The organism is bacterium (genome assembly GCA_018814885.1).
Lineage (GTDB): Bacteria > Krumholzibacteriota > Krumholzibacteriia > LZORAL124-64-63 > LZORAL124-64-63 > JAHIYU01.
On the sequence record JAHIYU010000088.1, the window covers coordinates 1 to 12275 of the forward strand.

General features: G+C 66.8%; 6 protein-coding genes and 1 pseudogene. 2 read left to right on the forward strand and 5 right to left on the reverse strand.

Features of this window, described 5'->3' with window-relative positions; translation table 11 throughout:
- Window positions 1-132: 132 nt before the first annotated feature.
- The 5 genes and pseudogenes from KJ554_05450 to KJ554_05470 form a co-directional block, all read right to left on the reverse strand.
- Window positions 133-3795, reverse strand: a complete 3663-nt coding sequence (locus tag KJ554_05450; GenBank protein MBU0741783.1) for a S8 family serine peptidase — start codon at window positions 3793-3795, stop codon at window positions 133-135.
- A gap of 708 nt (window positions 3796-4503) precedes the next feature.
- A pseudogene (locus tag KJ554_05455) lies at window positions 4504-7755 on the reverse strand (efflux RND transporter permease subunit).
- 1 nt (window position 7756) lies between these two features.
- A complete protein-coding gene (locus KJ554_05460) occupies window positions 7757-8824 on the reverse strand; it encodes an efflux RND transporter periplasmic adaptor subunit (protein MBU0741784.1) in 1068 nt (355 codons plus the stop codon).
- Between the two features lie 32 nt (window positions 8825-8856).
- Window positions 8857-10299 (reverse strand): TolC family protein, encoded by a 1443-nt coding sequence (locus tag KJ554_05465; protein MBU0741785.1) that lies wholly within the window; start codon window positions 10297-10299, stop codon window positions 8857-8859.
- Window positions 10300-10335: 36 nt separating this feature from the next.
- The gene (locus KJ554_05470) at window positions 10336-10542 is read right to left on the reverse strand and encodes a DUF2892 domain-containing protein (GenBank protein MBU0741786.1); all 207 of its coding nucleotides are present in this window, start codon (window positions 10540-10542) and stop codon (window positions 10336-10338) included.
- 230 nt (window positions 10543-10772) lie between these two features.
- On the opposite strand from KJ554_05470, the gene ispH reads away from it, so the two are divergent.
- Together ispH and KJ554_05480 are read left to right on the forward strand one after the other, a co-directional pair.
- On the forward strand, window positions 10773-11702 hold the full coding sequence (ispH, locus tag KJ554_05475) for a 4-hydroxy-3-methylbut-2-enyl diphosphate reductase (protein MBU0741787.1): 930 nt from the start codon (window positions 10773-10775) through the stop codon (window positions 11700-11702).
- A gap of 148 nt (window positions 11703-11850) precedes the next feature.
- Complete coding sequence (locus KJ554_05480) at window positions 11851-12165, forward strand: metalloregulator ArsR/SmtB family transcription factor (protein ID MBU0741788.1); 315 nt, start codon at window positions 11851-11853, stop codon at window positions 12163-12165.
- Window positions 12166-12275 lie beyond the last annotated feature (110 nt).

A 12275-nucleotide genomic window follows, 5' to 3' on the forward strand; every position in this document is an offset into this window, starting at 1 on the left:
AGAGACGTTGTCGGGCCGCTTAGGCCGTCGTGTTACCACGGACGACCCGGCCCCTCGCTACGGGGCTGACAGGCATCTACCCCGGCTGGCACCTCTCAGCCAGCTAGCTACGATGTGCCCTTGGCTGGGCACTCACTTCACGAGCACCATCTTCCTGGTCTCGTCGAAACCGGGCGCCTGCAGGCGGTAGAAATACGTGCCCGACGCCGCGCGCCGGCCCGCATCGCTCTTGCCCGTCCAGAGAGCCGTATGGTTGCCGGCCGGCTGGTCGCCCGACACCAGGGTGCGCACCAGGCGGCCCGAGAGATCGAAGATCTTCAGGTCGACCCGTCCGCCGCCGGCCGGGACCGCGTAGGCGATCTTGGTCGTCGGGTTGAACGGGTTGGGGTACGCGGCGCCCAGGGCGAAGGATCTGGGCAGCGTGTCGTCGCCGACCGCCGTGCTGGTGCTGACCACGAGCGTCACCGGCACGAAGACCTGGGGGTTGTCGGGGTCGTTGCTGCCGATGGTCACGTGGCCGGTGTATGTGCCCTCCGTCAAATCGGTGGCGTTGAAGCCGACCTCCAGCTGCGTGCCGGTGGTCAAGCCGGGCACGGTGCCGGACGTGGGTGTCACGGTCAGCCAGGGATCCGGCGGCGGCACGAAGGAGAACAGGGTCGCGAGACCGTCGTGGATGTAGGGCGCGTTGAAGACGACCTGCAGCCCGACGGCGCCGCTCCCGTCTTCGATGCCGACAGTGGACTCGCTCTGCCCGTTGGTGGTCGCGTACTGGAAGACGATCGTCTGGTCCCCGTTCAGGATGACCTGGAAGGTCTGCGGGTCGCTGGTGCCGTAGTGCACCACGGCGTCCCACTCCACGATGAAGCGGTTGTTGGCCGCGTCGGCGTAGTAGTAGACCGTCCCGGCGGAGGCGGGGTTCAGGTCGTCCCAGTAGGCCGCGATCAGGTTGTTGGGTTCCTGCGCGTCGGGAATCGGGTCGTTCGTGTACGAGTTGTCGCTCGAGGTGAAGGAGAGGAACCCGTTGGAGCAGACCCTCACCGTGGTGAAGTCTGCGCCGTAGAACTTGAACGTGAAGCCCAGGGGCAGGTCGCCGGAGACGCTGTCGTCGGTGAGCGCCAGGGCGGTGCCCACGGCGTTGATCTCGGCCCAGTCGTAGGACGGGCCGCCGAACTCGTCGCTGTCGATCCAGTTGTAGCCGTAGGCGTCGGGTCCGCCGGAACCAAGCAGCGGCGACTGGCCGACGCGGGGGTCGGGATCGCCCTTGCCCGGTTCGATGGCCTCGCGCGACGCAGCCGCCGGAGGCAGGTCCATCGTTACCGAGGCTGTGAAGATCAGCTCGCCCTCGCCGTTGTTGTCCAAGGTGATGTACTGGACCGAGGTCGCGCCCGGCTGCAGGGTCTCGGTGAGATCTGGCGGCGAGACGGCCAGCTCGGGATACGTCGGCGGCGCGATGGTCGGGAACACCACGTAGTCGAGCCACGCGCAGTCGCCGCCGGTGTCGACGGAGCCGTCCTTGTCGTAGGACCAGCTGAAGGTGTGCGGACCGGCGTCCACCGGGTAGGAGGCCAGAGTCCAGTCGATCTCGCCGGCCCACGCGTTCTGCTGGCCGCCGTCGATGGAGAAGCTCAGGTAGTCGTAGCCGCTCTCCGACGAGACCTTGTAATAGAACTCGAGGTTGCCGGCCGCCAGCACGTCGAGGGTGATCGACAGCACCGATGACTGGCTATGCGTGATGTCGCCCGACTTGACGCTGTAGGCGCCCTCGTAGACCTGGTCCGTGGTCACGAACCAGTCGGCGTCGCCACTGGTCGCCCAGGGGAACACCACCAGCGTGCCGCTCTCGAAGTTGTCGAAGATGAGCTGGGGCAGGAAGAAATCCTGCGTCGCGGCGCCCTGGAAGTCCAGGGTCACCTGCTGGCTGCCCATGCCGTAGGCCGAGGCCAGCACCTCGTACACCGCCCCGGTGGGCATGGTGATCTCGTAGTAGCCGTCGAGACCGGAGGTGGCCGGGGCCAGCGGCGTGCCCAGCACGGTGATCGTGGCGCCGTCCACCGGCGCGGACTCGTCGTCGTAGACGTGGCCGCTGAGCAGGGCCGAGGGGGCCTGGGCCAGCTGCACGTCCTGGGTGGTGGTCATGTCCTCGACGACCGTCACGCCGGTCACCGTGTCGCCCAGGTAGCCGAAAGCCGAGAAGTCGAGGTCCCAGTCGCCCTGCGGCAGCATGATGTTGTAGAAGCCGCTCGCGTTGGTCGTCCGGGTGCGGTTCAACTCACCGGCGGCCGTGAAGACCACCGAGGCGCCCGCGATGGGCAGGCTGGTGGACACGTCGGTCACGGTGCCCTCGAGGGTGCCGTAGCCGGACATGACCTGCAGCACCGCCGCGTAGGCGTCCACGAAACCGTGGCCGGTGTCGTTGTCCTCGCCGGTGACGCCCATGTCGATGGCGGTATCCATGAGGATCTGCTTGATGGTCTCGACGTCGAGGCCGGGGTTGGCCGAGCGCATCAGGGCCACCACGCCGGCGATGTGCGGGCCGGCCATGGACGTGCCGTCCAGGTACTGGTAACCGCCGCCGGGCTGGGCGCTGTAGATGTCCGCGCCGGGGGCCATGATCTCGGGCTTCATGGCGTAGGCGCCGCCGCAACCCGAGGGCCCGCGGCTGGAGAAGCCGCTGACCGAGAACGGGGCGGTGTGGTTGGTCGAGCCCACGCTGAAGGTGTTGAAGAGGCTGTCGGCGCGGTCGGCCGGGCTGCGCATGGTCGTGCCGCCGGAACCCTCGTTGCCGGCGGACCAGGTCAGGACCACGCCCGCGGCTTCGCAGGCGTCGATGGCGGCCCACCAGCGCGAGTCGCAGTCGTAGTAGCCGGTGAAGCCCTCGTTGACGCCCCAGCTGTTCTGCACGACGTCGGGCACGTCGTCGAAGGTGCCGGGATTCCCGTCGGGATCGGCCATGAACTCGAGCGAGGTGATCACGGCGTTGTCGAAGGCCGTGCCGGTGCTCATGTTGATCACGTTCGAGGCGATCCACAGCGCGCCGGGGGCCACGCCGATGGTGTCGTCGGCGGCCCGGCCGGTGATGGTGCCCATGACGTGCGTGCCGTGGTAGTGCTGGTCCACGGGGGTCGGGTCGCCGAGGCCGGCGGCGTCGAGCCAGCACTCGGCGGGGTCGGCGAAGTTGCCGCGCCAGCGGGCGCTCAGGGCGGGGTGCGACCCGTCGACGCCGGTGTCGAGCACTCCGACCACGGCGCCGGTGCCGTCGATGCCGAGCTCGTCCCACACACGCCGTGCGCCCACGTCCACGACGCCGGGAGTGATGCCGATGCCGCGGGAGCCGAGGCTCTTGGCGCGGGGCTCGGTGACGGGGCCGATCAGCTCGACCACCAGGTCGGGCTCGATCACCTCCACGTCGGGGCGGGCGGCCAGCCGGGAAATCTCGTTAACGGTGGTCGCGACCACCACGGAGTTGATCAGCCAGTGGGGCGTGTAGCCGCGCACCTGGCCGCGTCCGCGCAGGGTCTCCAGTTCGTCCAGCAGCGGTTGCTGGGAGCGGACGGCCGTGTCACGCAAGGACCGGATCACGGTGCTGTGCCGGACGGGCAGCGGCGCCTTGGCGTCGCGCAGCTCCCAGTTGAGGGATTCGAGGTCAACCTGGTCGCTCAACACGACCAGGACCGTGATCTCTTCGCTGCCGTTCATGGTGCTCATCTGCGCTTCCAGACCCGGGGAGACCTTCCCCGCGTAGGATACGCCGGCGAACACCACGAGAGCCAGGGCGATGGCGAAAGCTTTCTTCATGCGCGAACCCCTTCTCTGGCCGGTCGGCCAGTCAAATGTGGAATGATATCGGAAACGGCCCACCCGATGGCGGTCTGTGTGAATTGCCAGTTCCCGTGGACCTCGACGGGGAATACATTATACCACAAGCACTGATGGCCAGACAACACGGCTGATATTCGATAAGACTTCTCCGGAAACATTTTCGACGAGATGGGGCAGCGCGCAGCCCCCGGCACGCCCCCCTCGACAGCGAAAGTAATCATATTCCCTACTGTCTAATCAGGAAAATCCCTATTGCCTTTTTTGGGGCTGTAGGACATCATTGATCCCAGAGCCCGTCTCCGAGCTTCATATGGGCGACAAGCCGGCTGTAACCGGGCCGGCACAGAAGCAGTGGGGGAGGAGGGCCTCAGGGGAATCCTGAATTCAGGATTCCCCCCTTTTTGTTCGATACGTCGGTCCGGGTCCGGCAGCCAAGGTGATGGCCCACGGATGTTGCCGTCCACCCATCGCGGGTCCGATCCCTGGTTCGAAAAAAAGCCGGCCGAGCCATGGGCTCAGCCGGCCGGGCGACAAGTCGGCGGGGGTTGGAGGGAGAAAACCGACTTGTCCTATGCCGATGAAGTCTAATTCATTCCGGCTCATTAATCAATGATCAACTACCGGGTCGATACGTATTCGTCATCGCCCGTACCCGGCGTTTCACCCGGTCCGCGCGGCCGCGATTCACCGCTTGTAAAGGAAGTAGGCCAGCGGGATCACCATGACCGTCAGCACCGTCGACAGCAGGGTGCCCATCATCAAGGAGATGGCCATGCCCTGGAAGATCGGGTCGAAGACCATCACGAACGAGCCGGTCACCACGGTGCCCGCCGTCAGGGCGATGGGCAGGAAGCGGACGGCCCCCGCCTCGATACAGGCCTCCTTCAATTCCAGGCCGTCCGCGAGGCGCGCCTCGATGAAGTCGATCAGCAGGATGCTGTTGCGCACCATGATGCCCGCCAGGGCGATCACGCCGATCATCGAGGTGGCGGTGAAGAAGGCGCCGAACATCAGATGCCCCGGCACGATGCCCACCAGGGTCAGCGGGATCGGGATCATCATCAGCAGCGGCACGGTGAAGTTCTGGAACATGCCCACGATCAGCAGGTAGATCAGCACCAGCACCACGGCGAACGAGACGCCCAAGTCGCGGAACACCTCATAGGTGATGTGCCATTCGCCGTCCCACTTCAGGGCGTACTCCTCCTCTAGCGTGGGCTGTTCGCGGAAGTTCTGGCTGATCTCCATGCCGCTCGGCAACCCGATCCCCGCGATGCGCTCGCGCATGTCGAGGATCGCGTAGACGGGCGACTCCAGCTCGCCGGCCACGTCGGCGGTCACGTAGATCACCGGCTTCAGGTTGCGGCGGTGGCGGCTCTTGGGGATGGTCGTCTCCGCGACCGTCACCACGTCCGACAGCGGGATCAGCGTGCCGGCCTGCGAATGGATGTAGAGGTCGTTCAGCGCCTGGGCGCTGGAGCGGTCGGCCAGCGGCAGGCGCAGGTTGATGGGTACGGGCTCGGCGGCCTCCTCCACGTGCAGGATGCCCGCGTCGTAGCCGTTGAGGGCCACCGCCAGGGTCTGCGCAGCCTGCTGCACGCTCACGCCGCGCACGGCGGCGCGCTCCTTGTCCACCAGGAAGCGGATCTCGCGCATGTCGTCCTCGACGTACCAGTCGATGTCGACCACCCCGGGCGTGGTCTCGAAGATCTCCTTCACCTGCCGCGCGATGTCCAGCCGGCCCGCGAAGTCGGGGCCGTAGATCTCGCAGACGAGCGTCGAGAGCACCGGCGGTCCGGGCGGCACCTCGGCGATCTTCACCCTCGCGCCGTGGCGGTCGGTGATCTCCTTGATCGGCCCGCGCACGCGCTTGGCGATGTCGTGGCTCTGCTCGTCGCGCGCGCCCTTGTCCACCAGGTTGACCTGCAGGTCGGCCACGTCGGGCCCCTGCCGCATGAAGTAGTGGCGGACCAGTCCGTTGAAATTGACCGGCGAGGCGCAGCCCGCGTAGACCTCGTAGTCGGTCACCTCGGGCACGGTGCTCAGATAGTCGCCGACCTCGCGCGCCACCTGGGTCGTCGTCTCGAGTGTCGTGCCCTCCGGCGTGTCGATCACCACCTGGAACTCGCTCTTGTTGTCGAAGGGCAGCATCTTCACCTGCACCGTGCGCGTTACGAAGAGCACGCAGGCCGCGGCGGTCAGGGCGAAGACGATCAACAGGGCGGTCACGCCCCTGCGGGGATTGTCCACCAGCGGGCGCATCAGCCGGTCGTAGGTCCGGTAGATGCGCGTGTCGTGCAGGCTGTAGCCCGGCTCCTCGTCGACGTGGTCGCCCTCGAAGGTGCCCTCGCCGTGGACGTCCTCGCGCCACCTGACGGGTTTGAGCAGGCGAATGGCGAGCCACGGCGTGATCACCAGGGCCACCAGCAGCGAGAAGGCCATGGCCAGGCTGGCGCCGATGGGCATGGGCTTCATGTACGGGCCCATCAGGCCCCGCACGAAGGCCATGGGCATCATCGAGGCGATCACCGTCAGGGTGGCCATGATCGTCGGGTTGCCCACCTCCTGGATCGATCGCAGCGCCGTCGACAGCTTCGTGTTTCCGGCCATCTTGAAGTGGCGGTGCATGTTTTCCACCACGATGATCGTGGCGTCGATCACGATGCCGGTCACCAGGATCAGGGCGAAGAGCGTCACGCGGTTCAGCGTGTAGCCGTTCATGTAGTAGACGAAGAGCGTCAGGCTGAACGTCGTGGGGATCGACAGGAAGATGATCAACGCGCCCCGCCAGCCCATGGCGAGGAAGATCACCACCACCGCCAGGAAGATGGCCAGGCCCAGGTTCTGGATCAGGCCGCGGGCCTTGTCCGAGGCGGTCTTGCCGTAGTCGCGCGTGATCGTGACGTTCACGTCGTCTGGAACGAGCCGACCCTGCAGGTCGGACAGCTTGTCCTTGATCGCCCCGGTGACGTGTGTGGCGTCGCTGCCGATGCGCTTGGCGATCGAAATGGTGACCGCCGCGTATTCGCTGCCGCGGGGATGGGCGTCGAGGTCGATGCCGGCGCGGTCGCCGGCGGGTCCCACGCCGAGGAAGCTGTAGGTGTCGATCTCGGACGGGCCGTCGGTCACCTCGGCCACGTCGCCCAGGAAGACGGGGCGCTCCATGAACGAACCCACCACCAGCGACTTCACGTCGTCGGCGGTGCGCAGGAAGGTGCCGGCTTCCACGGCGATCTGCTCGTTGCCCTGGGCGAACATGCCGGCGGGCAGGTTGGCGTTGGCCGCCTGCAGGGCGGGCAGGATCGACAGGGTCGTGACGTTGAAGGCGGCCATCCGCTGGGGGTCAGGCTCGATGCGCAGCGTCCGCGGGCGACCGCCGATGATCTCGATGGTGGAGACGTCGGTGATGCTCTGCAGCTCCTCCTTCAGCTCGCCGGCGACGCGGCGCAGCTGGTAGCCGTCGTAGGCGTCGCTCCACAGGGTCAGCCCCAGCACGGGGACGTCGTCGATGGACCGCACCTTGATCAGGGGCATCAGCGTGCCCGGCGCCATGCGGTCCATGTTCGTGTTGATCTTGTTGCACAGCCGGACCGAGGCGTCCTCCATGTCGGTGCCCACCACGTAGCGGGCCGTCACCAGCGCGAAGCTGTGGAAGCTGCTGGAGTAGACGTACTCCATGTCCTCCACTTACCAGAGGATCTGCTCCAGCGGCTTGGTGATCAGCGCCTCCACCTCCTGCGGGGAGGCGCCGGGGTACATGACCATCACGTCGACCATGGGCACGATGATCTGGGGCTCCTCCTCGCGGGGCGTGAGCGAGAGGGAGAACAGCCCCAGCAGGATCGTGGCGATGATCAGCAGCGGCGTCAGTTTCGAGTTGATGAACGCCTGCGACAGCCGGGTCGCGAAACCGTACCGCGGGTCCTGGTCCGACATCTCAGTTCACCGCCTTGTCGCCCTCGACCAGCGGCTTGTCGCTGGACAGGACGATCGTCTCGCCGCCGCTCAAACCGGAGACGACCTCGACCGCGTCGCCGGCGTCGTCCCCCGTGCGCACCCAGCGCAGGTGGACCGTGCCGTCCGCATCGACCGTGAACACGCCGGTCAGCTGGCCGCGCCGGACCAGGGCCGCGCGGGGCACGAGCACGCCGCGTCGTCGGCCGATCTCCAGCTGCACCCGGGCGAACATGCCCGGCCGCAGCAGGCCCTCGGCGTTGTCCACGTACATCTCCACGTCGTAGGTGCGCGAGCCGGGATTCGCCGCGGGGATCACGCGGGCGACCTCGACGTCGTAGGTGGCATCGTCGAGGGAGGTCACGTCGACGTGAGCCATGTCGCCCGCGCTTACGCTGCTGATGTCCTTTTCACCCAGGCCGGCAACCACCTTCATGCGCTCGATCCGGTCGATGTACAACAGGGGGTGGCCCGGGTTGGCCATGTCGCCCTCCTCGACCATGCGCCGGGTGACGACGCCGGCCGCGGGGGCCTTGATGTCCAGGTAGCCCATGTGGACCTCGATCTCCGCGCGCGCCGCCTCGGCCCGGGCGAGGCCCGCCCGGGCGCGGTAGAGCCCCGTCAGCACGTCGTCGAGCTGGGATTTCGAGACCGCCTTGGCCTCGTACAGGTTGCGGAAGCGCCCGGCCATCGTCTCGGCGTTGGCGACGACGGCCTCGGCCTCGCGGATGCCGGCCTCCACCTGGGCGCGCTTGGCCCGCATGTCCTGGTCGTCGATGGTCAGCAGCCGCTGGCCCTTGACCACGGCGTCGCCCTCCCGCACGTGCAGCTTGTTCACCCAGCCCATCATGCGGGTGCTGATCTGCACGCGGACTTCCGGCTCGACGCTGGCCGTGGCGGTCGCCACGATCGGCAGCTCCGCCAGCACGGCGGTGCAGGTCGCGCACCGGACCTCCTCGCCGACGGGTCTCACCTCTGCGCCCTTGCCGCCGCAGCCGGCCAGTCCGGCCGCCATCACGGCGGCCAGAGCCGCGACGATGATCTTCTTCATGGGTAAGTCCCTCCTGTATGTCGTCATGTCGGTTATTCCCTGGTCGCCGTCGCGGACGGAACGCCGGTGAAGGCCAGCCTGGCCCCGCTCACGCGGTGATCGTGGCGCGCCTGGACGAGGTTGCCCTCGGTCATGGTGGCGGCCGCCTGCACATCCAGCAGATCGACCATGGACGCCAATCCTTCGCGGTACATGTCGGTCACGATGCGCAGGCTCTCGCGCGCGGCCGCCACGGCGTCCTCGGCCACCGCCAGCTTCTCGGCGGCGGCGTCGGCTGCGAGGACCGCCTGCACGGCCTCGGCGCGCGCCTGGCGGGACCAGAAGTCGCTCATGTGCGCTGCGGCACGGCTCTCGGCGCGGGCCTTCTTCAGGGCGCCGACGTTCTCGAGGCTTGAGAAGACGTCCCAGGTGGCGTAGATGCCGAAGGTCCAGCTGTCGGCCTCGTCGCCCAGGAAGGTGTCGCCGTGGAACCAGTTCTTCTCGGCGGCCAGGTTCAGGTGGGGCAGGAGCCTGCCGCGGGTCGCCTTCGCCATGTTCGCCGCGGCGCGGGCCTTCTCGCGGCTCGCGGCGACGTCGGGACGGTCGTCGCTCCACGGAACGTGCACGTCGGCTGCGGGGCGTGTGTCGTCTTCACGCGGGGCCAGGGGCAGGTCCGTGTCGAGGGCGGTGAGCAGCTTGATGTGCTCGCCCGCCACGGCCGACATGTTGCGCACCTCGATCAGGCGCTGTTCGACGCCGGCCCGATAGACCTGGGCCTGCAGCAGGTCGGCCTCGGTGACCATCTCGTTGTCGTACATGGCCCGGGCCTGCCGCAGATGCCCGTCGGCCGAAGCCAGGGCGGACAGCAACACCTCTTCGTAGGCGCCCGCCAGCACCAGTCCCTCGTAGGCCTGGACGGCGTGCAGGCGCACGGTCTGGGCGGCCCGCCGGTGCTCGTGCTCGGCGGCGCGCGACATGGCGTTGGCGGCCCTCTTGCCGTAGAGGGACATGCCCCCGTTGAAGACCGGCTGCAGCAGCTTGATCTGGGTGATGTTGTTCTCGCTCACGCCCGGGTAATTCAGGGCGTCGCCGAAGGGTGCGGGCGCCGGCGCGCCGGGCATCGGCGGCGCGGAGAAGTCGGCCTGGGTGGCGCTGCGCCGGTTCAGCTTGAAGCCGAAGCCGTAGAGGGCATCGTCCGTGCGGATCCGGTAGGCGCCGACCGAGAGCCGGGGCAGGTAGCCGGCCCAGGCGGACAGGGCGTCGGCGCCGGCGGCGTCTGTCATGGCGCCGCTGGCCGCCAGCATCTCGTTGTGGGCCAGGGCCGCCTCGATGACGGCGTGGCGCGTGACCAGGAGCGTGTCGTTGCGCACGACGCCCAGGTCGTCGATGCCTGGCCCGTCATCGGCACGGGCGGCCGCCGGGGCGGGAACGGCCGTCGCCAGGACCAGCCAGGCGAAGAGCAGGCCGCCTCCGTAAGCGAAGCTACGCATCTTCATGCTGTGCGCCTTTCGAAATGACTCGCATGTCCCGAGTCAGCTGCGAGCGGCGTGGGATTCCGGGACGCCGGCCTTGTTGAGAACCGTCATCAACGGACACCAGTCCGTGAATGCGGATTGAAGCAGATTCAGGCCGACGAAGGCGGTGAACCACAGCCAGTTCGGACTGACGTAGCGGGCGAGGACCAGGCTCAGCAGAACGAAGAACCCGGCCACCAGGCGGAGGATACGGTGAATGGTCATGACGAAGCCACCTTTCACTGACCACATGGGCAATAATCTATGCAGTTTCGAATATAAATATAATATGGCATTTCGGATTGTCAAGTGTTCTTTCGAAGCCGTTGCGCGGGCGTCCGCGCACGTCTATCCTAGCCCGGACAAGCCATACCTCGCGAACAACCCGGGCCACCGGTCGCGCAACCACTTCCACCCGAGGAACCGTGTCGGACGACCACCCTCACACCAGGCAGTTGCTCGTGGCCAGACCGCGCGGCTTCTGCGCCGGCGTCGAGCGGGCCATCGCCACCGTCGAGCATCTTCTGGATGTGGTCGAGGGTCCCCTCTACGTGCGCAAGGAGATCGTGCACAACCGTGCGGTCGTGGACGACTTCGTCAGGCGGGGCGTGATCTTCGTGGAAGAGCTGGATGAAGTTCCCGACGGGCGCACGGTAATCTTCAGCGCGCACGGCGTGTCGCCGGAAGTGCGCGACGAAGCCGTGCGCCGAGGCTTGCGCGTGGTGGACGCCACATGCCCCCTGGTCACCAAGGTGCATCGCCAGGTGGCGCGCAACGTCGCCCAGGGCAGGCACATACTGCTGATCGGCCACGAGGGCCACGACGAGGTAGTGGGCACCATGGGCGAGGCCAGGGGCAACATCACCCTCATCACCAGCGAGGCCGACGCCACGGGACTCGCGATTCCCGCGAACGCCGAGCCGTACTATGTCACGCAGACCACCCTGAGCGTCGACGAGACCGAAGGCATCATCGCCGAGCTGAAGCGGCAGCGGCCGGGCATCGCCGGGCCGCAGCACAGCGACATCTGCTACGCGACCCAGAACAGGCAGGACGCCGTGAAGGCTCTCGTCGCCGCGGGCATCGAGAGATTGCTGGTGGTCGGTTCGCCGAACAGCAGCAACTCCATGCGGCTCTGCGAAGTAGCCCGCAAGGCCGGCGTGCCGGCCGATCTGGTCGGCGGTCTGGCCGATTTGCCGCACGCGCAGCTTTCCGGGACGGCGAAGGTGGGCTTGACGGCCGGCGCTTCCGCACCCGAATACCTCGTGGAAGAGATCGTTGCCGATTTCCTTGTAAAAGGGTGGGAGTCCAGGGATTACGTTGTCATGAAAGAAGATATAAAATTCGATCTACCCGCGGAACTTCACGGGCAACCCAGATCATAGACGCGCGTATAAGCAGTTATGAATAATTTTGACTTTGACGCGTCTCGTCTGCGCACTTAACTTGACGGGGTGGTCGAATCATCCAAGTTCGGCCACTCGATATCACGAAACACCAAGAGGTTGTACCGTGGACAAGAAACTCTACGAGATGCAGGCGGAGCTTTGCAAGACGCTGTCCAACCCCAAGCGCCTGGAAATCCTCGACATACTCAAGGATGAGGGGGAGATCTGCGTCAACGAGCTCGCCGAACGGCTCGAGATACCCAAGGCCAACACCTCCCAGCACCTGGCTGTGCTGCGGCAGGCCGGCGTGGTCAACACGCGCAAGGACGGCATCAACGTCTACTACAGCCTGCGCTCCCGGAAGATCACCGACGCCTGCTCACTCACGCGCGACATCCTGCTGGAGCGTCTCGAGGACCAGATGGGCTTGACGAACATGATCAAGAAGAACAGCGGCTGATCGCCTCCGGGCATCCATGGCGGCGCGACCCCCGGGGGCCGCGCCGTTTTCTTTTCCCGTGCGGTCTTGCGCCCGTACCTCGCGAGGGGGTAGGCTCGCGGCTCATGCAC

Bases quoted from the DNA above. Each gene is read 5' to 3' on its own strand.
- KJ554_05450 (MBU0741783.1), bottom strand. From the start codon at position 3,795: ATGAAGAAAGCTTTCGCCATCGCCCTGGCTCTCGTGGTGTTCGCCGGC.
- KJ554_05460 (MBU0741784.1), bottom strand. From the start codon at position 8,824: ATGAAGAAGATCATCGTCGCGGCTCTGGCCGCCGTGATGGCGGCCGGA.
- KJ554_05465 (MBU0741785.1), bottom strand. From the start codon at position 10,299: ATGAAGATGCGTAGCTTCGCTTACGGAGGCGGCCTGCTCTTCGCCTGG.
- KJ554_05470 (MBU0741786.1), bottom strand. From the start codon at position 10,542: ATGACCATTCACCGTATCCTCCGCCTGGTGGCCGGGTTCTTCGTTCTG.
- KJ554_05480 (MBU0741788.1), top strand. From the start codon at position 11,851: ATGCAGGCGGAGCTTTGCAAGACGCTGTCCAACCCCAAGCGCCTGGAA.